This is a genomic window from Anaeromyxobacter sp. SG17 (assembly GCF_022690695.1).
In the GTDB taxonomy this organism is placed as follows: domain Bacteria; phylum Myxococcota; class Myxococcia; order Myxococcales; family Anaeromyxobacteraceae; genus Anaeromyxobacter; species Anaeromyxobacter soli.
Genome location: NZ_JALCYX010000031.1, coordinates 1 through 20,480 on the forward strand (window position 1 = coordinate 1; position 20,480 = coordinate 20,480).

The 20,480-nt window shown below is 73.7% G+C and carries 19 protein-coding genes; 11 read left to right on the top strand and 8 right to left on the bottom strand.

Annotated features, from left to right (window positions below; genetic code table 11):
* Positions 1-283: hypothetical protein (locus tag MNY60_RS12985; RefSeq protein WP_242360749.1), on the top strand; the 283-nt coding region annotated here is incomplete at its 5' end.
* 42 nt (positions 284-325) lie between these two features.
* Positions 326-781: a hypothetical protein gene (locus MNY60_RS12990; RefSeq protein ID WP_242360751.1), complete on the top strand. Its 456-nt coding sequence runs from the start codon at positions 326-328 to the stop codon at positions 779-781.
* Between the two features lie 59 nt (positions 782-840).
* On the opposite strand, the gene dnaE is transcribed toward MNY60_RS12990, so the two are convergent.
* The 4 genes from dnaE to MNY60_RS24300 form a co-directional block, all read right to left on the bottom strand.
* A complete protein-coding gene (gene dnaE, locus MNY60_RS12995) occupies positions 841-4,506 on the bottom strand; it encodes a DNA polymerase III subunit alpha (RefSeq protein ID WP_242360752.1) in 3,666 nt (1,221 codons plus the stop codon).
* Positions 4,507-5,010: 504 nt separating this feature from the next.
* On the bottom strand, positions 5,011-5,691 hold the full coding sequence (locus MNY60_RS13000; protein ID WP_242360754.1) for a YkgJ family cysteine cluster protein: 681 nt from the start codon (positions 5,689-5,691) through the stop codon (positions 5,011-5,013).
* Between the two features lie 183 nt (positions 5,692-5,874).
* Positions 5,875-6,801 carry a tetratricopeptide repeat protein gene (locus MNY60_RS13005; protein ID WP_242360756.1) on the bottom strand — a complete coding sequence of 309 codons (927 nt, stop codon included), beginning with the start codon at positions 6,799-6,801 and terminating at the stop codon, positions 5,875-5,877.
* Complete coding sequence (locus MNY60_RS24300) at positions 6,798-8,108, bottom strand: 26S protease regulatory subunit (RefSeq protein ID WP_242360757.1); 1,311 nt, start codon at positions 8,106-8,108, stop codon at positions 6,798-6,800. Before MNY60_RS24300 ends, MNY60_RS13005 begins: the two co-directional genes overlap by 4 nt.
* A gap of 209 nt (positions 8,109-8,317) precedes the next feature.
* Here MNY60_RS24300 and MNY60_RS13015 point away from each other — a divergent pair, with 209 nt between their 5' ends.
* Entirely contained in the window at positions 8,318-9,772 is a 1,455-nt protein-coding gene (locus tag MNY60_RS13015; protein WP_242355554.1) for a DNA-3-methyladenine glycosylase 2, read from the top strand.
* Complete coding sequence (locus MNY60_RS13020) at positions 9,769-10,269, top strand: methylated-DNA--[protein]-cysteine S-methyltransferase (RefSeq protein ID WP_242355552.1); 501 nt, start codon at positions 9,769-9,771, stop codon at positions 10,267-10,269. Before MNY60_RS13015 ends, MNY60_RS13020 begins: the two co-directional genes overlap by 4 nt.
* A gap of 159 nt (positions 10,270-10,428) precedes the next feature.
* On the opposite strand, the gene MNY60_RS13025 is transcribed toward MNY60_RS13020, so the two are convergent.
* From MNY60_RS13025 to MNY60_RS13035, 3 genes are all read right to left on the bottom strand, one after another.
* Complete coding sequence (locus tag MNY60_RS13025) at positions 10,429-11,310, bottom strand: neutral zinc metallopeptidase (protein WP_242355550.1); 882 nt, start codon at positions 11,308-11,310, stop codon at positions 10,429-10,431.
* 131 nt (positions 11,311-11,441) lie between these two features.
* Entirely contained in the window at positions 11,442-12,092 is a 651-nt protein-coding gene (locus tag MNY60_RS13030; protein WP_242355548.1) for a DUF6448 family protein, read from the bottom strand.
* A complete protein-coding gene (locus tag MNY60_RS13035; RefSeq protein WP_242340134.1) occupies positions 12,089-12,781 on the bottom strand; it encodes a TetR/AcrR family transcriptional regulator in 693 nt (230 codons plus the stop codon). The genes MNY60_RS13030 and MNY60_RS13035 overlap by 4 nt, the downstream gene beginning before the upstream one ends.
* A 116-nt stretch (positions 12,782-12,897) precedes the next feature.
* On the opposite strand from MNY60_RS13035, the gene MNY60_RS13040 reads away from it, so the two are divergent.
* Complete coding sequence (locus tag MNY60_RS13040; protein WP_242355546.1) at positions 12,898-13,455, top strand: YceI family protein; 558 nt, start codon at positions 12,898-12,900, stop codon at positions 13,453-13,455.
* Between the two features lie 80 nt (positions 13,456-13,535).
* Here MNY60_RS13040 and MNY60_RS13045 read toward each other — a convergent pair whose 3' ends face one another.
* Positions 13,536-14,849, bottom strand: a complete 1,314-nt coding sequence (locus tag MNY60_RS13045) for a hypothetical protein (RefSeq protein ID WP_242340132.1) — start codon at positions 14,847-14,849, stop codon at positions 13,536-13,538.
* Positions 14,850-15,185: 336 nt separating this feature from the next.
* On the opposite strand from MNY60_RS13045, the gene MNY60_RS13050 reads away from it, so the two are divergent.
* Genes MNY60_RS13050 through MNY60_RS13075 form a run of 6 tightly spaced genes read left to right on the top strand, consistent with a single transcriptional unit; the run spans position 15,186 to position 20,479 of the window.
* Entirely contained in the window at positions 15,186-16,889 is a 1,704-nt protein-coding gene (locus MNY60_RS13050) for a methyl-accepting chemotaxis protein (RefSeq protein ID WP_242340131.1), read from the top strand.
* A 15-nt stretch (positions 16,890-16,904) separates the two neighbouring features.
* On the top strand, positions 16,905-17,780 hold the full coding sequence (locus tag MNY60_RS13055; RefSeq protein ID WP_242340130.1) for a phosphate/phosphite/phosphonate ABC transporter substrate-binding protein: 876 nt from the start codon (positions 16,905-16,907) through the stop codon (positions 17,778-17,780).
* A gap of 60 nt (positions 17,781-17,840) precedes the next feature.
* Entirely contained in the window at positions 17,841-18,371 is a 531-nt protein-coding gene (locus MNY60_RS13060; RefSeq protein ID WP_242340129.1) for a chemotaxis protein CheW, read from the top strand.
* Positions 18,372-18,423: 52 nt separating this feature from the next.
* Positions 18,424-19,617, top strand: a complete 1,194-nt coding sequence (locus tag MNY60_RS13065; RefSeq protein ID WP_242360759.1) for a methyl-accepting chemotaxis protein — start codon at positions 18,424-18,426, stop codon at positions 19,615-19,617.
* Complete coding sequence (locus MNY60_RS13070; RefSeq protein ID WP_242340127.1) at positions 19,614-19,982, top strand: PleD family two-component system response regulator; 369 nt, start codon at positions 19,614-19,616, stop codon at positions 19,980-19,982. Before MNY60_RS13065 ends, MNY60_RS13070 begins: the two co-directional genes overlap by 4 nt.
* Positions 19,979-20,479, top strand: a complete 501-nt coding sequence (locus MNY60_RS13075; RefSeq protein ID WP_242340126.1) for a chemotaxis protein CheW — start codon at positions 19,979-19,981, stop codon at positions 20,477-20,479. Before MNY60_RS13070 ends, MNY60_RS13075 begins: the two co-directional genes overlap by 4 nt.
* The last annotated feature ends 1 nt before the right edge of the window (position 20,480 follow it).

Sequence of the window (20,480 nt, forward strand, 5' to 3'; positions counted from 1 at the left end):
CGGAGCGGCGGCGGCGCCCGCGGCGACCGCCACGGCCGCGCCGAGCGAGGCGCCGCCGGCTCCCGCCGCCGGGCTGCACGAGCCCTGCCCGGAGACCGGGTGCGCGACCGGGCAGACCTGCGTGGAGTACTGCGGCATCGCCGGCTGCGGCCCAGGCAAACCGACGTTCCGGACCTGCGAGATCCGCTGCGAGACGAGCGCGGAGTGCCCGCAGGGCCTCACCTGCGGCACGATCGCGGACGGCCCCGGGCGCGTGTGCACGCTCTCGCGACCTCCGCTCTAGCGGCGCGCCGCGCGAGAGGGGCGGGATGCGCAGGTTCTCCGCATGGAAGCGACTGCACTCCCGCGCAGGCTGGCGCTCGCCCAGGGCGCGTACTGGGTGGCGACCGGGATCTGGCCGATCGTCCACCTTCGAAGCTTCGAGGTCGTGACCGGGCCGAAGCAGGCGGGCTGGCTCGTGAAGACGGTCGGCGCCCTCATCGCGGCGGTGGGCGGGACGCTCGTCCTGGCGGGGGCCCGGCGCCGCGTGACGGAGGAGATCGCGTTCCTCGGCGCCGCGTCCGCGGCGGCGCTCGGCGGCGCCGGCGGCTGGTACGCGGCGCGCGGGCGGATCCGGCGCATCTACCTCGCGGACGCCGCGCTGGAGGCGCTCACCGTCCTCGGGTGGTCACTCGCGTGGCCGGAGACCCGCGGACGCGCCGCCCGGGGGCGGCGTGGAGCCGGGGAGTTCCGCGCGCGCGTCATCCCCATCGAGCGGAGCGAGGCGGTCCCGGAGATCTAGGTCGTTGCGTACGGGGCGGAGGATCGTCGCCGAGCTGTCCTGTCCCGGCGGCGGCCGGCTCAGCGCAGCTCCACCTCGAACCCGAGCCGCCGCGCCGACTCGAGCAGGTCGTCCGTCGGCTGCACCTTCGCCGGAACCGAGACGGTCGTCTCGCTCTGCTCCGGGACGACGGCGCGCACGGTGACCGTGCAGGTGCCGGGGTTGCGGGCGAGGAGCGCCTTCAGGTCGGTCGCGCGCTCCTTCGAGAGCCGCTCCGCGTCGATGCGGAGCGCGATCTCCGAGGTCTTCTGCTTGCGCACGAGCGAGAGCGGCTCGATGTCGATGGCGGTGATCTCCGCCCGCGGGTTCTCCTCCTCGCGGTTGTTGATGCGGACCTCGCCGTGGACGAGCAGCGGCTCGTCGGACTTGCAGAAGACCTCCCAGTCCGTCCAGCCCTTCTGCGCGGGCCGCTGGCCGGTCGCCGGGCGCGAGGCCCAGCACACCACCTCGACCGTGCCGGTGAGATCCTCGAGCGTGAGGAAGCCGAAGCGCGTGCCCTTCTCCTTGTTCATCCGCTCGCGCACCGCCGCGACGACGCCCACGACGGAGACCTTGTCGCCGTGCCGCTTGTTCGCGACCGCGGCGCAGGTGGTCGAGGCGTACCGTCGGACCTCCTTCTCGTAGCCCTGCAGCGGGTGGCCGGTGAGGTAGAAGCCGAGCGCCTCCTTCTCCAGCGCGAGCCGCACGCGCTCCGGCCACTCCTCGACGGTGAGCTCGCCGATGACGTCGCCGGGCCGCGGGTAGCGCGGCTTCTGCTCGACCTGCGCGGCGGGGAGGGCGCCGAACAGGCTCGCCTGGCCGGAGGCGCGATCGGCCTGCGCGGAGGCGCCGGCCGCGAAGGCGGAGTCGATGCCGGCGAAGAGTTGCCAGCGCGGCACGCCCTCGAAGTCGAGCGCGCCGGACTTCACGAGCGCCTCGACCACCTTCTTGTTGATCTTCTTCGAGTCCACGCGCGAGGCGAGGTCGTAGAGGCTCTTGAACGGCCCGCCCTCCGCGCGCGCCTCCAGGATGGCCTGCACGGCGGAGTCGCCCACGCCGCGCACGGCGCCCAGGCCGAAGCGGATCCGCCCCTTGGAGTTTTTGCCGGGGCGGCCCTCGCTTCGCCCACTCCCCCCCGCCTCCGCCGGGCCGAACGCGCCGAAGTCCTTGAAGGACTCGTTCACGTCCGGCGGGAGCACCTCGATCCCGTCGGCGCGCGCCTCGGAGATGTGCAGCACGACCTTGTCGGTGTTCGACGCCTCGCTCGAGATGAGCGCGGCCATGAACTCGACCGGATAGTGCGCCTTGAGCCAGGCGGTCTGGACGGTGAGGAGCCCGTACGCGGCGGAGTGCGACTTGTTGAAGCCGTACGCCGCGAACTTCTCCATGAGGTCGAAGATGCCGCCGGCGACCTTCTCGTCCACGCCGCTCTTGACGGCGCCCGCGAGGAAGCCGACGCGCTCCTTGGCCATGACCTCGGCCTTCTTCTTCCCCATCGCGCGGCGAAGGAGGTCCGCCTGTCCCAGCGAATAGCCCGCCAGGACCTGCGAGATCTGCATCACCTGCTCCTGGTAGACGATGACGCCGTAGGTCGGCTCCAGGACCGGCTCGAGCTTGGGGTGGTCGTAGACCACCTTCTCGCGGCCGTGCTTGCGGTCGATGTAGACGTCCACCATGGTGCGGCCGTCCTCGAGCTTCTGGTCGAGGGGGCCGGGCCGGTAGAGCGCGCCCGCGGCGATGACGTCCTCGAACCGCGAGGGCTTCATCTTGATCACCATCTCGGTGAAGCCCGAGGACTCCATCTGGAACACGCCGGCGGTGTCGCCGCGGCTGATGAGCTCGTAGACCTTGGGATCGTCGATGGGGATGTCGGCGGCGGTGAAGTCCTTCATCTCCGGGTGGTTCTGCTTCACCATCCGGAGGGCGTCGTCGATGACGGTGAGGGTCTTGAGGCCGAGGAAGTCGAACTTCACGAGGCCCGCCGCCTCGACCTCCTCCTTCGCGAACTGCGACACCAGCATCTCGGACTTGTCGTCCTTGTACGCCGGCACGTACTCCCAGAGCGGCTTGTCCGCGATGACGACGCCCGCGGCGTGGAGCCCGGCCTGGCGGTTCAGGCCCTCGAGGCTCATCGCGATGTCGAGCAGGTCCTTGGTCGTGACCGTCTGCTGGACGCCCTTCTCGTCGACCCACTGCGAGATGACGGTCGGCTTCTTGTAGAGCTCCTCCAGCCGCGGCTCCGCCGGCAGCTTGTCGCTGCCGAACACGAGCTCCTTGAGCGGCGGCGTCTTGCCCTGGACGGGGTCCGGGACGAGCTTCGCGATCTTGTCGCCCTCGGCGAAGGGCAACCCCATCACGCGGATGACGTCGCGGATGACCGAGCGCGCCTTGAGCGAGCCGAAGGTGATGATCTGGCCGACGTTGTCCTTGCCGTACTTCTCGCGGACGTAGTCGATGACCTCGTCGCGCCGGTTCTGGCAGAAGTCGACGTCGAAGTCGGGCATCGACACGCGCTCCGGATTGAGGAACCGCTCGAAGAGCAGGTTCCAGCGGAGCGGGTCGAGGTCGGTGATGCGGAGCGACCAGGCGACGATGGAGCCCGCGCCCGAGCCGCGGCCGGGGCCGACCGGGATCTGGTGCTGCTTCCCCCAGTTGATGAAGTCCTGGACGATGAGGAAGTAGCCGCTGAACCCCATCTTCTTGATGACGCCGAGCTCCATCTCCAGCCGCTGCCGGTAGGCGTCGCGGTCGTGCGGGTACTTGCCGTCGATCTCGCGGAAGCGCGCGTCGAGCCCGTCCTTCGCGAGCTTCTCGATCCAGGCCTCCTCGGAGACGCCGTCGGGGAGCTGGAAGCGCGGGAGGAAGGACTTCCCGAGCTGCAGCTCGACGTTGCACAGCTCGGCGATGCGGAGCGTGTTGTCGATCGCCTCGCGGTAGTCCGGGAGCGCCGCGACCATGTCGTCGGGCGACTGGATGAAGAGCCCGTCGGTGTCGTGGCGCAGGCGCTTCGGGTCCTGGAACGTCTTGTTGGACGCGATGCACATGAGGACCTCGTGCGCCTTCGCGTCCTGCCGGGAGACGTAGTGGGCGTCGGCGGTGGCGACGAGCGGGATGCCCTCGTCGCGCCCGAGCTGCGCGAGCTTGGCGTTCACGTCGAGCTGCTCGCGCATCCCGTTCGACTGGACCTCGAGGAAGAACGAGCCTGGCTCGAAGATGTCGCGGTACTCGCGCGCGACGCGCCGCGCGCCGTCCATGTCGCCCTGCCGGGCGAGGCGCGGCACCTCGCCGGCGAGGCAGGCGGTCATCCCGATGAGGCCCTTCGAGTGGTCGCGCAGGAGCTGCTTGTCGATGCGCGGGTCGTAGTAGAAGCCCTCGGTGAAGGCCTTGGAGGAGAGGAAGCGGAGGTTCGCCCAGCCCTCGGCGTTCTTCGCGAGGAGGATGAGGTGGCGGCCGATGCGCTCGGAGCGGTCGTGCCGGCCCTTCTCGCCGGCGACGTACGCCTCCATGCCCATGATGGGCTTCACGCCGGCTTCCTTCGCCTTCTTGTAGAAGTCGACCGCGCCGAAGAGGTTGCCGTGGTCGGTCACGGCGACGCTCTTCATGCCCTTCGCCTGGACGGTCTTCAGCAGGTCCTTGATGCGGATCGCGCCGTCGAGGAGGGAGTAGAGCGTGTGCAGGTGCAGATGGACGAAGTCGGTGCCGGGCATCGAGCGCTGGGTTGTAGCAGGGGGGGCTGACGCCTGCCAGGCAGCGCAACCCCGCGTTGAGTAAGCAGGTTTTATCGTCGGCCCGCGGCGGGCGCCGGCGGAGCGCGCGGCCCGGGGCGGCGCGCGCGGGGATCCCCGGTCTCGCCGGCTCGGTCCCGCGTCCCCGATCCGATTGCGCGTGCCCGTCGACGGCATCCCGTCTACAACTGCGGCCACAGGAGAAGATCATGCCCGTCAGCCCGAAGCGGAAGAAGAAGGGAAAGCCCGTGCACCGTGCGCAGCCTGCGGCTGCGGACGCGGCGGCAGAGGGCGCGTCGGCGTCGCCCGACGTCGCGGAGCATCAGAGGAACGTCGAGCGTCGCGTCGGGAAGCCGCGGAATCCGTTCGTCGAGAAGCAGGGCCCCCGGGCCTCGCAGCGCGGACGCTGACGGTCGATCGGGACCCCCCGCGTCCGCGAGGTTCGCGGCCGGGGGCGCGCGCGTCCAGGCAGCTCGGCAGGGAGGCTCACTCGAGCGGGATCCGGCTCCCTGCGAGGAACCCGGCGACCGCTGCCGGGCCGCCGAGGAATGTTGCCGTCATCCCGGACACGTCCCGCTGGCGCGCGTCGAGCCCGCGCGCGGCGAGCGCGCGGGAGAGGGTCTCGCGCGCGGTGTCGTGAAGCGCCTTCTGCAGCGTATCCATGGCCACGAGCCCCGGCTCGTCCTCCGCGAGCTCGCCGAGAGCGCGGCGACACTCGGCGGGATCGAGCGAGCTGATGCTCCGGCAGGCGAGCGGCCTCGCCGCGTGGATGGCGCAGCGCCCGGCCGCGTCCGCGAACGGGCACGCGATGCGGCCCGAGATGCGCTCCCGGTCCTCGAGCCACCGGACGCGGTCGTGGAACGCGCGGAGCCTCGCCGCGAGCGCGGACAGCTCGCCCGCCGGGACGTCTCGCCGGAGGAGCGCCGCCGCGACCGCCCCCTCGATCGTGAGCGTCCCGACGTTCACCGTGCAGCACGCCGCGCACCCCGGACCGCACGCGGGGGCGGGGCTGCCCGCAGGACGACCGGACGCGAGCTCCTCCTCGACGATCGCCCACACCCCGCCGAGCAGCTCGGCGAGGTCGGCCTCGTCGCGCGCCCGCGCGAGCGACGCCGCAGCGAGGGAGGCGACGCGTTCCTCGCAGCGGGCGACGGGGTCGTGGAGCATGGCTTTGGCGGCATTGTCGGCGGCGGCGGCGAGCGCGGGAAGGGCGAGGACGGGGCGTGCCGGGGGAAACGCCGGGTTCGCACGCGGGGTGACGCGGGCGGCCCCACGCGTCCGCGCGCGCGGCTGCGCTCCGCCCGCGCGGGGCAGCTCGCGCGACCGGATCCGCCTTCGCGCGTGCCGCGGCTACGACCGCAGCCGCCCCGCCTTCCGGTCGGCCTCGAGCCGCACGTAGATCGCGTGAAGCTGCGGATCGGTCTCCGCGAGCCGCCGGATCCCCGCCGTGCGGCGCCAGAACCAGATCCCCCACGTCGCGACGGCGCCTGCGAGCACCACCGCGAGCGCGACCCAGCGCAGAGACTCGCTCCCGCCGCGGCCGATGCGCTCCAGGAGGCGCGCGCCCTGCGTCACCCCGATCGCGACGGCGAACAGCGTGCCGCCCCCCGCGAGCTTGCGGACGGACGCGTGGGTGTTCTGCTTCGCCACGGTGAGCGTCGGGTCGAGGATCACCGCGGAGCGGAAGGCGAGCGCGGCGTCGCGCGTCCGCTTCTGCGCGTTCAGCGCGACGCCGAGGTTGTTGAGGGTGGCGGCGCGCTCCGGATCGAGCGCGAGGCTCTCCCGGTAGTGCCGCTCGGCGCGCGCAGGATCGCGCGCGAGGCAGAGGTCGCCGAGCTGCGCGTGGTAGCTGGCGTCCTCCGGGTCGAGCTCGACCGCGCGCTCGGCGGACTCGCGCGCCTCGGGGAGGGCCTTCATGGCCTCGAGGACGACCGAGCGCACGTAGTGCGCCGGCGCGAGGTCCGGGGCGAGGCGGACCGCCTCGTCCGCGGCGGCGCGCGCCTCGTCGCCGCGCCCCATCGCGGAGAGCGCGAGCGCGCGGAGCCGGTGGAGCCACTCGGAGTCCGGCGTCGCGCCGATCCCCGCCTCCGCCGTCCGGAGCGCCTCGTCGTGCGCGCCGCGCTGGAGCTGCACGCGCGCGAGCAGCGCGTGGCCCTCCTCGGCGGCGGGATCCACGGCGAGCGCACCGCGCGCGGCGCGCTCCGCCTCGTCCAGGCGACCGAGGTCGAGCGCGGCGCGCGCCCGCCCGATCAGCCCCTGCAACCCCGGCGCGCTCATGCGAGCTTGATCGCCTTTAGGTGCTCGAGGAGGTCGTCGTAGGCGCCCCCCTCGTTCGCGTAGATCGCGTGGTTGCGCGCCACCTCGAACCAGGCGCGCGTGGAGGGCTTCACGTCCTTCGCGGCGCGCGCGAGGAGCGCGTCGTCGATGGGCTGCTCCGCCTTCCTCTTGCGGGTCGCCTCGATCGCGAGCTCGGTGGCGGCCTCGACCAGGGCGGAGAGGTCCGCGCCGCTGAAGCCGTCGGTCATGCGCGCAACGCGCGCGAGGTCGGTGCCGCCCGCGACGGGCCGCTCCCCGAGCTTCAGCTCCAGGATGCGCTGCCGCGCCTCCGCGTCCGGCGGGGGGACGAAGGCCAGCCGGTCGAAGCGGCCGGGCCGGCGCAGGGCCGGGTCGAGGTCCCAGGGGTGATTCGTGGCCGCGAGGAAGAACACGCCCTCGTTCCGCGACGCGAACCCGTCCATCTCCGAGAGGAGCTGATTCACGAGGTTCCTCCCGGCGGTGCCGCGCAGCTGCGAGCGGCGCTGCCCGAGGGCGTCCACCTCGTCGAAGAACAGCACGGTCGGGGCGCGGCGCCGGGCGTTCTCGAAGAGCTCGTGGAGCCGCCGCTCGCTCTCGCCGAACCACATGTCGAGCACCTGGGACAGCCCGACCTCCGTGAAGCGCGCGCCGATCTCGCCGGCGAGCGCTCGGGCGAGGAAGGTCTTCCCGCAGCCGGGCGGCCCGTAGAGCACGATCCCGCCGCCGATCTTCTTGCCGAAGCGGCGGTACGTCTCGGGATCGCGCAGCGGCCCGAGGAAGCTCCGCTCGAGCCGGGCCTTGAGCTCGTCCATCCCGCCCACGTCGGCGAACGCGACGGAGGGAGGCGCGTCGTCCTCGATCGGCTCGCCGTCGCTGGAGAGGAGGCGGAGGTTCGGTCCGCCCGCGAGCCGCTCGCCGCGGGACGGCGTCTCTTCCTCGTCGTCGTCCTCGTCCTCCTCGTCGACGTCACCGCGGGCGTCGGGCACGCGGACGGCCGGGGAAGGGGTGGAAAGCGGCGTCGCGGGCGAGGGCGGGCCCGCGAGCGCCTTCGCCGCGAGCCGGTACGCGGCGGCGCGGCCGGGGTCGCCGGCGGCCTCGGCCGCACGGGCCGCGCCGTCGAGGAGCGGCCCCGAGCCGGGCGCGAGCCGGAGGCCGGCCTCGAGCTCGTCGAGCGCCTCCCGCGGCGCGCCGGATCCGAGGAGGTGCTCCCCGAGCGCGGCGCGCAGCTCGGCGGAGTCGTTCGCCGCGATGGCCGCGCGGAGCGCGAGCACGACGGGATCACTGGTCACGGTGCGATGCTACTCGCTCGGCCGCTCGCTTTGGAACCCGCGTGCTCGCTCATGGCGTGGCGCAGCGGGCCATGCCGCTGCCGCGCACACCCGCTCACGCCGGCGCCAGGAACGCGCGCGGGTCCGCCCGCCCCGGTGCGCGTTCTCGCCGTCGCCCCCAGGTCCGAAAACGGCCAGACGCCGTCCGCGCGAGCGGCTAGACAGGGGGCGTGATCCTCGACGCCGAAACCTGCTTTGGCGCGCTGACCGCGCGGGACCCCCGCTTCGACGGCCGCTTCTTCGTGGGCGTCCGGACGACCGGCGTCTACTGCCGCCCGGTGTGTCCGGCGCGCACGCCGCGCCGCGACCGCTGCGTGTTCTTCGCGCGCGCGGCGGAGGCGGAGCGCGAGGGCTTCCGCGCCTGCTTCCGCTGCCGGCCGGAGCTCGCGCCCGGGGGTGGCCCGGTGGACGCGGTCCCGCGCCTCGTGTCCGCGGCGGCCGCGCGGATCGGGGAGGGCTTCCTCAACGAGGCCTCGGTGGACGACCTCGCCGCGGCGCTCGGCGTCACGTCCCGCCACCTGCGCCGGGCGGTGGCCGCCGAGCTCGGCGTCACCCCGATCGAGCTGGCGCAGTCGCGTCGGATGGCGCTCGCGAAGCAGCTCCTCCACGACACCGCGCTCCCGATGGCCGAGGTGGCCTTCGCCGCCGGGTTCTCGAGCCTGCGCCGGTTCAACGCGCTCTTCCAGCAGCGCTTCGGCCGCCCGCCCTCGGCGATCCGGCGCGCCCACGGCGACGGCGCCGCGACGAGCTCGCTCGTCCTCCGCCTCGACTTCCGCCCGCCGCTGGACTGGGAGGCGCTGCTCGGGTTCCTCGCCGCGCGCTGCACGGCGCGGGTGGAGCAGGTGGAGGGCAGCGCCTATCGCCGGACGGTGCGCCTCGGCGGGCGGAGCGGCTGGGTCTCCGTGACGCGCGACCCTGGGCGGCCCGCCCTGCGAGCCGAGGTGTCGCTCTCGCTGGCGGGCGCGCTCATGCCGCTCGTGGCCCGGCTGCGCGGGCTGTTCGATCTGGACGCACGGCCCGACGCGGTCGCGACGTGGCTGCGGCGCGATCCGGTCCTCGCGCGCTCCGTCCGTCGTCGCGAAGGCCTGCGGGTCCCGGGGGCGTTCGACGGGTTCGACGCCGCGGTGCGCGTCGTCGTGGGACAGCAGGTCAGCGTCGCCGCGGCGACCACGGTGGCCGGGCGGCTCGCCGCCGCCCTGGGCGAGCCCGTCGAGACGCCGTTCCCGGGGCTCGACCGGCTCGCCCCCACGCCGGAGGCGGTGGCGGCGGCCGGGGTCGACCGGATCGCCGGGGTCGGCATGCCCGGGGCACGCGCCCGGACGATCCTGGCGCTGGCGGAGGCGGTGGCCGGCGGCGGCCTCTCGCTGCACCGCGGCGCCGACGTAGAGGCCGTACGGTCGGGGCTCCTCGAGCTGCCCGGCGTGGGCCCCTGGACCGCCGAGGTGATCGCCATGCGCGCGGCCGGCGATCCCGACGCGTTCCCTGCCGCGGACCTCGGCGTGCTCCGCGCGCTGGGCACTGCCTCGGCCCGGGTCGCCGAGGTGCGCGCCGAGGCCTGGCGCCCGTGGCGCGCCTACGCGGTGATGCACCTGTGGACCCCGGCGACGAAAGGAGCGGAGAGATGACCTTGCGTGAGCGGGTGATGGAGAGTCCGGTGGGCAGGCTGCGGCTCCTGGCGGACGGGGACGCCCTCGTGGCCGTGTACATGGAGGATCAGGGCGGCGCGCCGGTGCTCGCCGCGGAGGACGTCCGGGGAGACGCCCTGCTCGAGCGGGCGTGCCGGCAGCTCGAGGGCTGGTTCGCGGGAGAGCGGACCACCTTCGACCTCCCGCTCCGCCCCCGCGGCACGCCGTTCCAGCTCGAGGTGTGGCGCGCGCTCGCCGAGATCCCGTTCGGCGAGACGAGGACGTACGGCGAGATCGCCGCTCGCCTGGGCGCGCCCTCGGCGGCGCGGGCGGTGGGCGCGGCCAACGGTCGTAATCCCCTCGCCATCGTGATCCCGTGCCACCGGGTGATCGGCGCGGGCGGTGCGCTCACCGGCTACGCGGGCGGGGTCGAGCGGAAGCGGTGGCTGCTGGAGCACGAGCGGGCGGCGCGCCCCTCGTCCTGCTCAGGACAGTGACGGCGGCTCGGCAGACGGCTCCAGCTCCAGGTCGCGGTGGGTCACGAGCGTCTCCGGAGCGTGTGCACGGTGTCAGTGACGAGCGCGAGGACCCTCACGGCCACGTTCCAGCCTGGCAGCTGACCCGCGACTCGGCTGCGTCGAGTCCGTCGCAGGAGGTCACGGCTCCGGGGCTGACCGCCCGCGCGGCCTCGGCGCGCTCCGGTCCTCCCCGTCGCCGGCGATGGCGCCGCCGAACGTGTCGCACGCGTCGAGCCTCGCGGTGTCGTAGCCGCGGCGGAACCAGCGCGCCCGCTGCTCGGCCGTGCCGTGCGTGAAGCGCTCGGGGTGCACGCTCCCGGTGGTGGTCTGCTGGATCCGGTCGTCGCCGACCGCCGCCGCCGCGCGAAGGCCGGCCTCGAGGTCGCCGGGGTCGAGCTGCCCGCGGTCGGCCACGGTCCGGGCCCAGGCGCCGGCGAGGCAGTCGGCCTGGAGCTCCATCTTCACGGAGAGCGCGTTCTGCGCCGACGGGTCGCGCTCCTGCGCCTCGCGCACCCGGGGGGCGATCCCGAGGACGTTTTGCACGTGGTGACCGACCTCGTGGGCGATGACGTACGCCTGCGCGAGCTCGCCTGGCGCGCCGAACCGGCGCGCGAGCTCGCGATAGAACCCGAGGTCGATGTAGACCTTCTCGTCGAGCGGGCAGTAGAACGGCCCCATCGCCGAGGAGGCGTCGCCGCAGCCGGAGCGCGTCCCGTCCCAGAACAGCACGAGCCGCGACGGGCGGTAGCGCCGGCCGAGCTCGCGCGTCCAGACGTCCTGGGCGTCGTTGAACGACGCGACGGCGACGTCCTCGAGCGGGGACTCCTCCGCCTTGCGCTGCTCGACCTGCTCGGGGGACGACGGCGCCTCGCCGCCGCCCACCATCGAGAGGAAGTCCTTCCCGAAGATGAGGCTCAGCGCGGCCACGACGAGCGTGCCGCCGAGCCCCAGGCGCAGCCCCGCCCCGCCGAGCCCACGCCGGTCCTCCACGTTCGAGCTGTCCCCCCTGCCGAGTCGCATGCGTCCGCCCTCCCTTTCACAAGATGATGACGGAGGGCGGCCCTGGCGGTCGAGCCGTTGCGGGAAGCGTCGCCGGCGCTCGCGGGGATCCGGCGCGGCGGGCGTGTCCACCCGGCCGCGCCGGACCGGCGTCAGTGGACGTGGCGGGCGTCGGTGCCGCGCGCCGGCTCACGCCGGGCCTGCTCCGGAGCGTGAGCGGCCTCGGGCGCGCCCGCGTGGCCGTGCGCGCCGGGGCCCGCCGCGGCGGCCTGCACCCCCTCGACCCAGTGGACGAACGGGACGTAGGCGGCCACCCAGCGGCGGCCGGCGGCCACGTCGTCGGCCGGAGGCTTCTCGGCCGCGAGCCGGCGCCAGCGGGCCTCGAGGCCACCGTGCACGGAGTCCCGGAGGAACGCGTCGATGGCCCTGGGATCGCCCTTCGCGATCGCCTGGTCGACCACCGCCACCGCGGGCTCGACCTCACCCGCGGGCTTGAGGCCGGTGTAGGGCGCGCCCTCGCTGGCGCGGTGGACGCGGACCACGGTCTCGAAGAACCAGCGGTCGGCCACCTCGCGGGCCTCCTTGCCGGTCTTGCGGGCCGCGCGGGTCTTGGCGAAGGCCTCGCGGATCTCGGCCTCGCCGGAGGCCGGCACCCACGCGAGGACCGGGTTCAGCTGGCCCGACTCGAGGGCGGACCGGGCGGCCACGACCACCGGCCCGTCGAGCGTGTCGCAGTGGGCGTGCGCGAGCGCGGGGGAGAGGAGGGCGGACAGGGCGAGCGGCAGCAGCAGCATCGTCTTCATGGGAGTTCTCCTGGGCTTCGAGTACGGGTCAGGTGCCGTCGGGTGGGGGGCGGCGGACGGCGGGCCGCGCTCCGCGGGCGGGGAGCGGCCCCGCGGAGAAACGTCTCGAGCGTGCTCCAGACGCGCTCGGGCAGATCGGCGACGTCGCCGGGCGGCACGGCGCGCGAGTGGGCCAGCGCGAGGAGCGCGCCGAGCACCACGAGCGAGGCCTCCTCGACGCGGAGCCCCTTCGCGAGGGCGCCGCTCCGGAGCGCCTCGGCGATGCAGGCGCGGACGAAGTCCGTGGACCGGGCGCGGAACTCCTCGAGCCGCTCCGCGCCGGCCGCGGGCGCCGCGTGCGCGAGCTCCTCGGAGGCGAAGAGCCGGGCGATGCCGGGGCGGCCGCGGATCACGGCGACGCGCTGGCGGAAGAAGTTGCCGAGCCGCCGGATCGGATCGGCGTCCTGCGGCGGGAAAGCCTCGAACAGGAGCTCACCCACGCGGTCGATGGCCGCGAGGACGATGGCCTCCTTGGTCGGGAAGTGCCGGAACAGCGCCGCGTCGGTGACCCCCACCTCGCGCGCGATGGCGAGCGCGGTGAAGCGGCCGACCCCCTGGCTGGCGATGACGCGCAGGGCGGCGTCGGCGATCTCGCGCCGGCGGTCCTCGGCGGGCTTTCGTTCGCGGAGAGGTTCGGTCGTCCGTGGCATGCCGGGCTTTGTAAGTAAGTACGAACTAACTTGCCAGCCACCGCGCCGATGGGACCCATGAGGTGCGCGCGCCGCCCGTCCTTGCTCCTCCCATGGGACGACGCCATCCTGCGGCCATGGCGGACCCGGCGAGCCTGTCGAGGCGGAGCTACGGACCCGACGCGGCCCGCTGCGAGGTCCTCACCTTCCGCGAGGGGGCCCTCTCGGCCTTCGCGCACGATCTCCTCCTGCGCGTCACCGCGTTCGAGCTCGTCGTGGACCCGGTCGTCCCGTCGGTCGCCGCGCGGCTCGATCCGGCGTCGCTGCGCGTGGTGGGGGCGATGCGCGACGGCCGCCCGCTCGCGGGAGCGCTCCGCGCGACGGACGCGCGGGAGATCGAGGAGGCGATCGCGGCCACGGTGCTGCGCGCGCGGCGCTTCCCGGACATCCGCTTCGCGTCCACGGGCGTCTCCCGGCGCGACGGCGGCGGCTACGACGTCCGCGGCGCGCTCACGCTCGTCGGGGTGACCCGGCCGATCGAGGTCGCGGTGAGCCGCGACGGCGAGCGGCTCGTCGCGGAGGTGCCCCTGCACCAGCCCGCGTTCGGCGTGAGGCCGTACAGCGCGATGCTCGGGACGCTCCGCGTGAAGCCGGACGTCCTCGTGCGCCTCTCCGTGCCCGCCGAAGGCCTCTGACGCCGCCGCCCAAGAATGCGCCGGCGGCCGCCCCCGCGAGGGAACGGCCGCCGGACACTAAGTCACCGCCTCCGGCGAGCCTACTTCGGGAACTTCGGCTGCCAGGTCTCGCCGCTCTCGTTCACCCAGCCCTCGAAGCGGATCTTCGAGTCGACCTTGCGGTCGTCCCAGTAGATGTCGCTCGTGGCGACGTACTTGCGGAGCGCCTCGAGGACCGTCTTGTAGTCGCGGCGGTCCGTCGCCGGGAGCGTCGCGTCGTAGACGCGATCGTTGAGCATCGCGATCGTGGACTTGATCATCAGGTCCTGATCCTTCCTCGGCCACTTCACGAGCACGATGTCGTTGTTCGGGTCGGCGTCGTAGCGGTTCACCTCGAGGATGTACCTCAGGGCCGCGCCCTGCTGGCGCATGTTCTCGCCGTACGACGCGAGCACGTGGTCACGCGCCACGCTGTACGCGAGCGTCTGCTGCGCGGTGTTGAGCGAGCTCCACACCTGCTTGTTGACGATCATCCAGGTGATGAGGAACTGCTGCTGCCAGCCGGGGAAGTGGACGTAGCGGACACCCACCGTGCCCGGGTTGTCGGCGGTGTTGAAGAGCGACGAGACGTCGTCGAGCGGCGTCGCGAACTCGAAGCCCTGGAGGTAGCCCAGCTTCACCGCGTCGACGAGCGAGCCGCCGCCCGGGATGGGCGCGATGAACTTGAGGTTCTTCTGGGGGATGACGCCCCGGGCGACGAGGTCGTCGCAGGCGCGGTTGAGCGTGTACTCGCCGGGCGGGAGGTAGCGGAGCGTCCAGTTCCGCTGGCACAGGCCTTCGAGTCCGATGCCCGCGCGCCCGGGGGCCTCGCCGATGGGCTCGTAGAAGTAGCCGGACAGCTGCTCGGCGTTGCCGACGATCGGGAGGACGACGACGTTCCGGTTGTTGAGGTCGAGGATCGACTGGAGCAGCTCGAGGCCGGAGCGCTGCCCGTCGTCCACGGACTTCCCGAAGAGGAAGCCCAGGTACTCGTCGAAGCCGGGCCCGAACGGCACCCCCGAGTTGAAGAGGAAGCCCCAGGTCTTGTTGAGCTCGCTGCCGGAGTTGTACGCGGCGTCGAAGCCGCCGCCGGCCGCGCCCGCCCCGACGGCGGCGACGATGTCGCCCTTGAACTGCGAGGGGATTGCCGGGATGCCCGGCAGCTTCACGAAGTTGACCCTGCCGGCGGGGCCGAGCGTGAGGTCCGTGATGCTCGCCAGCTTCGCGCCGTAGTCGTCTGCCGGCGGCCCCATGGCCGCGGCGGTGCTGAAGCTTCGGAAGTAGATGTCCGTCGCGAGCGCGGGCGTCGCCGCCAGCGCGAGGACGCCGGCGAGGAGCGCCGTGCCCGCCGCGTGCAGTGGGTTGCGAGTGTTCATGAGGTCCCCTTCAAATGCGTGGTCAAACGCTCGGTGATGGTTCACAGACCGAGGTGATTCGCGGATGGTACAGCGCGCCCCCGGGCCCAGTCGACGTGATCTCGAGCGGGAAAATCGTTTTTCAACGCGGTCGTTTCCGACCCGGTGGACCCGTGTCGGCGAGCGACCGACAGTGAGATTGAGCCGCGCACACGGACGGTGCAAAAGGGGAGCGGTTCATTTGACGCACGCGCTGTCCCCAGCTTAGGGTTCTTCACTCGCTGGAAATCTGCTCCGCCCGGCGAGACGGGCCGGGGGCTCCGTGAGCACGAGCGGCGTTCATCAGAGGTGGCGCGCATGCAGACAGCGGCGAGCACGTCCGGGCGCGAGGCGTCCCCCCGAGTGCTCGAGGCGGCCCGGAGGTCCCGGTTCGGCCTGAGCCTCAAGATCATGGCGATCGCCGGGGCGTCCACGGCGATCGTCGCGATCATCCTGGCGCTGTCCTTCGGTCGCGAGGTGGAGAAGCTCCTCGAGCGGGAGCTGACGAGCCGCGGCCGCCTGGCGGCCCTCACGGTGGCGAACACCTCGGCGAGCCTGATCTTCGCGCAGGACAGGGCGGGGCTCGAGGCGCTCAGCGCGGCGACGCTCGGCGACGTCCCGGGCGCGGCGTACGTCATCGTGCGCGACGAGCGCGGGCGCCCGCTCGCCGAGGCCCTGAAGGACGAGTTCGGCGTCGCCCGGCCGGAGGCGGTGAAGCTCGCGGACCTCGAGCTCGGGACCCGGCTCCTCGAGCGGTCGGTGACCGTGGGGGGCCGCCAGGTCCTCCACGTGGTCGCGCTCGTGACCTTCAAGGCAAAGTCCGACGCGCAGTACCTCGATCCGCTCGGGCTGGAGGAGGCGCTCGGCGCCGGGTCCGCCGGCGACGCCGGCGTGAAGGTGCTCGGCTCGGTGGAGATCGGCTTTCCGTACGCGGACCTGAGGAGCCAGATCGCCGAGGCGAGCCGGCGCGCGCTGGGGCTCGCGTCCGTCGTCTTCGTCGCCTGCCTGCTCGCGATGTTCCCCATCGCGCGCTTCACCACGAAGCCGCTCATGGAGCTCTCCCAGGCCGCCCTCGGGATCGCCGAGGGGGACCTGCGCCAGGAGGTGCGGCGCTCCGGGAGCGACGAGGTCGCGGCGCTGGGGCGCAGCTTCGCGCACATGGTCGCGGAGCTGCAGTCGATGCTCGGCGAGCTCAAGGAGGCCGCGGCGGCGCTGGCGCAGGAGTCCGACGCCATGCTGGGCGCGGCGACGCGGCAGGCCGCCATGGCCGCGCAGCAGTCCGCCGCGGTCGCGGAGATGAACGCCTCGACCCAGGAGATCGCGCAGACCTCGAGCGCGGCCATCGAGCAGGCGGACCGCGTGATCACCGTGACGCAGACGGCGGAGGAGTCGTCGCGCGCCGGCGAGGGCATCGTGGAGGAGGCGGTCGGCAGCACGACGCACGTCGAGCAGCAGGTCTCCGCCATCGCCACGCGCCTCGGCGCGCTCTCGACGCGGGTGGGCGAGATCGGCGACATCATCGGCAAGGTCAAGGACCTCGCCCTCCGCTCGAACGTGCTCGCCCTGAACGCGGCGATCCAGGCGGCCCGCTCGGCGGAGAGCGGCGCGAGCTTCTCCGTGATCGCGCGGGAGATGCGCGCGCTCGCGGAGCAGTCGAGCGCCACCGCCGGCGAGGTCCCGAAGCTCCTCGGGGAGATCGCGGAGAGCAGCGAGGCCGCCGCCGCCGCGACCCAGCAGGGCAGCGAGAAGGCGCGCTCCACCGCGGCGCTGGCGCGGCGGGCGGGCGCGACCATCGGCAACCTCGCGAACGTCTGCCGCGAGTCCGCGACCGCGGCGCGACAGATCGCCGAGAGCTCGCGCCAGCAGGCGAGCGGCGTGAACGAGATCGTGGGAGCCCTCGCGCAGCTCGCGCAGGCCGCCGAGGGCAACGTGGCCGGAAGTGAAGAGACGAGGCGCGCGGCGGAGCGGCTCAAGGCCGTCTCCAGCCGGCTCACGCGCCTCGCGGAGCGCTACCGCAGCTGAACGGAGGAGGCACGCATGGTTCGCAAGAAGAGAGCCCTGAAGACCGGGATCGCCGCGCTGCTCGCCGGCGCCCTCTCCGCCGCGGCGGGTCCCGCCCGCGCGGAGGAGCCCGTCTACGACTTCGGCGTCCTGCCCCAGGTGGCGACCGCGAAGGTCGCGGAGCAGTGGGTGCCGTTCCTGGACAAGGTGAGCGAGATGTCGGGGGTGAAGCTCCGCTTCGTCACCGCCCCGAGCATCTCCGAGTTCGGGACGCGCGCGAAGGCGGCGGCGTACCCGTTCTACTACCACAACACCCTCGCCTACGTTCAGCAGGACGACCAGTACGCCGCCTTCGCGCGCGAGGTCGGCGCGAAGACGGTGGGCGTGCTCGTCGTCGCCAAGGACAGCAAGCTCTCCCGGCTCGCGGACCTGAAGGGCTCGACCGTCGCCATCCCGAGCGCGGGCTCGTTCGGGGCCGCGGTGCTCCCGCTCTTCGCGCTCCAGAAGGAGGGCGGGCTCGAGCTGCAGAAGGACGTGAAGGTCGTGGTCGCCGGCTCCCACGAGGCGGGCTACCAGGCGGTGCTGCAGGGGAAGGCGACCGCCTCGGGCGGGCTCACGCGCACCTTCGAGCTCCTCCCCCAGGCGGATCGCGCCAAGCTCCGCGTGCTCTACACCACCAAGGCGTACTCGCCGCTCCCGTTCGCCGCGCGCAAGGACGTGCCGGCCGACGTGGTCGCCAAGGTGCAGAAGGCCCTCGTGGCCTTCGCGAAGGACCCCGCCAACAGGAGCATCCTCGAGGCGCTCAACATGAAGCAGGGCTTCGAGGCCGCGAAGCCCGCGGACTGGGACGACGTCCGCCACGCGCGCGACGACCTCGTCCGCGTGACGAAGACCCTGTCGAACGGCAAGTGAGCTGCGCGCACGGGCGGCCCGAAGCGTGAGCACCCCGAGTCGCACGCCACGGGAGCGGGCATGAGCGAGCTCGGAGCGCAGCGCCGCGCGCTCGTGGAGGAGCTCCGCGCGATCGAGCGGGAGTATCAGCGCGTTCGCGCGGGGCTCGTGGCGCTCGGCCCGGGGGAGCGACTCCCGGGCCTGTACCTGCTCGCCGGCGTGGCCGCCGGCCGGGTGCTCCTGCCCGCCGCCCGCGCCGCGGAGCTGGCGCGCCGGGTGGCCTTCGACAAGGTGCCGGGCGCAGCGCCCTGGCTGCTCGGGAGCTTCGTCTGGCGTGGACGCCCCGCGCTCGCCGTCGACCTCGGCGTGCGTCTCGGCGGCGCGAGCGCGCTGTCGCTCGACGCGATGATGGTGATCCTCGACGGCGCCCCCACGGTGGCCCTCGTGGTGGAGGAGGTCCACGGCCTCGTCGAGGATCCGCTCCTCGCCGAGGGCGCCGCGGGAGCGGGGGAGGCCTCGCGCCTCGTCCTCGGCGCCTGCCGGGTGGGAGACGAGGCCGTCCCCGTCCTCGCCCCCGAGCTCGTGGAGCGGGACGCGCTGGAGCAGTCGTGAACCCCTCGCTGCCGGACGCCGGAGCGGCGTCCCCCTGGTCGGAGGTCTTCGAGTGAACCGGACCGAGAGTCCGAGCGGGCGTCCTCGCTGGCGGCGCGGACGCCTGGCGCTCCCGCTGCGATGGGGGATCCTCCTCGTCGGCGGAACCGCGCTCGCCGCGGGAGCGGCCTCGGCGCGGCTCCCGAGCGGAAGCGGCCTCGCCGTGATGGGGGTGGCCCTCGCGGCGGTGCTCGTCGCGGCCACGCACCTCGCGCGCCCGGCCGAGCGCCTCGCCGCGGCCGCCCGGGCCGCGGTGCGGGGCGACCTCACCCGCCCGCTCGTGCCCGAGGGCGCCGCGGAGGTGAGGCGGGCCGGGCGCGATCTCGACGCCTTGCGCCTGACGCTGGGCGCGACGCTCGACGAGCTCTCGAAGGCCTCGGCCCAGCTCGCCGAGGACTCGAGCCTCCTCGCGGGCGGCGTCTCGCGGCAGTCGGCCCTCGCGGCGCGCCAGTCCGCCGTCGTCGCCGAGACGAGCACGACCGCCGCGGAGATCGCCCAGACGGCGCGGGCGGCGGCGCTCCACGCGGAGGAGGTGGTCGAGGTCGCGCAGCGCTCCGAGGACCTCTCCGCCGAGGGCCAGCAGGTGCTGGAGCGGACCGTCGAGACGATCCGGAGCCTCGCCGGGCAGGTCCAGACCCTCTCGCGCGCCATCGCCGATCAGGCGCGGCGCTCGCGGCACATCGGCGAGATCGTCGCCGGTCTGAAGGATCTGGCGGAACAGACGAGCCTGCTCGCGCTGAACGCCTCCATCGAGGCGGTGAAGGCTGGCGATCGCGGGCGCGGGTTCTCGGTGGTCGCCGTCGAGATGGGGAACCTGGCCGAGCAGTCCACCTCCGCCGCCGGCGACGTCCGCGGCATCCTCGCCGAGATCGAGAAGGGGACGCAGGCGGCGATGCAGGTGGCCGAGGAGGGGACGCGCCGCGCGCACGGCGCGATGGAGCTCGCGGCGGACGCCGCGAAGGCGATCTCCGGCCTCACGCGGGCCATCCGCGACTCCTCTCTCTCCGCCCGGCAGATCGCCAACAACACGCGGCAGCAGGGCATCGGCGTCGAGCAGATCGTCGCCGCGATGTCCGACCTGTCCTCCGCGTCCGAGGAGGCGGTGGCCGGCACCGAGGTCGTGGAGCGCGCCACCGCGAGCCTCTCCTCCCTCGCCGCCCGGCTCGGCGAGGCCACCGCGCGGACCCGGAGGGAGGAGCGCGCATGAAGGTGCTCATCGTCGATGACACCCACACGCTCCGCTCGCTCGTCCAGATCTACCTCATCGCCCAGGGCTGGGAGTTCAGCGAGGCGTGCGACGGCGCGGAGGGCCTGCAGAAGGTGCGCGCCCTGCGCCCGGACGTGGTGATCTCCGACGTCAACATGCCGGTGATGGACGGGTTCGAGCTGTGCGCCGCCATGCGCAGCGACCCGTCCCTCCGGCACATCCCGGTGCTGCTCCTCACCATGCTCGGGGACGAGGGGTCCCGGCAGCGGGGGGTGCTCGTCGGCGCGAGCGCGTTCCTCACGAAGCCGGTGTCGCCCCTCCAGCTCCGGGACGCGGTCCGCAAGGTCACGGCGGTGATCCGGTGAGCGCGCGCGCCGCGGCGGAGGCCGCCCGGGCCGAGGCGATCCTGCGCGAGCGAGCCCGCGAGCTCGCGCAGGCGCGGGAGGAGGAGCGCGCCGAGGTCCGGGTGATCCTGCCCTTCGAGGTCCTCGGGGACAGGTACGCGGTGGAGGTGACCCGGATCCACCAGGTCCTCGACGCCCGCCGCGTCCACCCGCTGCTCGGTGCGCCGCGCGGCGTCGTCGGGGCCATCGTGGCGCGCACCCGCCCGGTGCCGGTCCTCGATCTCCGCCACGTGCTCGGGCTCGAGGGCGGCGGGCTCTCGGACCTGCCGCGGGTGATCGTCCTCGACGACGAGGGCGATCTCTTCGGCCTCGCGGTCGAGCGGGTGGGCAGGCGCCTCGAGATCCCGCTGGCCGACCTGAGGCCGCCGGAGAGCGGACCCTTCGCGTGGGTGACGCCCGATCGGCGGGCCGTCCTCGACCCCTCGCGCCTCGGCGTCGCGGAGCGCGACAGGAGCTGAT

Excerpts from the sequence above, each read along its gene's own strand:
- MNY60_RS13025 (WP_242355550.1), bottom strand. The coding sequence starts at position 11,310 with ATGCGACTCGGCAGGGGGGACAGCTCGAACGTGGAGGACCGGCGTGGG.
- dnaE (WP_242360752.1), bottom strand. The coding sequence starts at position 4,506 with ATGCCCGGCACCGACTTCGTCCATCTGCACCTGCACACGCTCTACTCC.
- MNY60_RS13020 (WP_242355552.1), top strand. The coding sequence starts at position 9,769 with ATGACCTTGCGTGAGCGGGTGATGGAGAGTCCGGTGGGCAGGCTGCGG.
- MNY60_RS13045 (WP_242340132.1), bottom strand. The coding sequence starts at position 14,849 with ATGAACACTCGCAACCCACTGCACGCGGCGGGCACGGCGCTCCTCGCC.
- MNY60_RS13050 (WP_242340131.1), top strand. The coding sequence starts at position 15,186 with ATGCAGACAGCGGCGAGCACGTCCGGGCGCGAGGCGTCCCCCCGAGTG.
- MNY60_RS13055 (WP_242340130.1), top strand. The coding sequence starts at position 16,905 with ATGGTTCGCAAGAAGAGAGCCCTGAAGACCGGGATCGCCGCGCTGCTC.
- MNY60_RS12990 (WP_242360751.1), top strand. The coding sequence starts at position 326 with ATGGAAGCGACTGCACTCCCGCGCAGGCTGGCGCTCGCCCAGGGCGCG.
- MNY60_RS13005 (WP_242360756.1), bottom strand. The coding sequence starts at position 6,801 with ATGAGCGCGCCGGGGTTGCAGGGGCTGATCGGGCGGGCGCGCGCCGCG.
- MNY60_RS13030 (WP_242355548.1), bottom strand. The coding sequence starts at position 12,092 with ATGAAGACGATGCTGCTGCTGCCGCTCGCCCTGTCCGCCCTCCTCTCC.
- MNY60_RS13035 (WP_242340134.1), bottom strand. The coding sequence starts at position 12,781 with ATGCCACGGACGACCGAACCTCTCCGCGAACGAAAGCCCGCCGAGGAC.
- MNY60_RS13060 (WP_242340129.1), top strand. The coding sequence starts at position 17,841 with ATGAGCGAGCTCGGAGCGCAGCGCCGCGCGCTCGTGGAGGAGCTCCGC.
- MNY60_RS13070 (WP_242340127.1), top strand. The coding sequence starts at position 19,614 with ATGAAGGTGCTCATCGTCGATGACACCCACACGCTCCGCTCGCTCGTC.
- MNY60_RS13000 (WP_242360754.1), bottom strand. The coding sequence starts at position 5,691 with ATGCTCCACGACCCCGTCGCCCGCTGCGAGGAACGCGTCGCCTCCCTC.
- MNY60_RS13040 (WP_242355546.1), top strand. The coding sequence starts at position 12,898 with ATGGCGGACCCGGCGAGCCTGTCGAGGCGGAGCTACGGACCCGACGCG.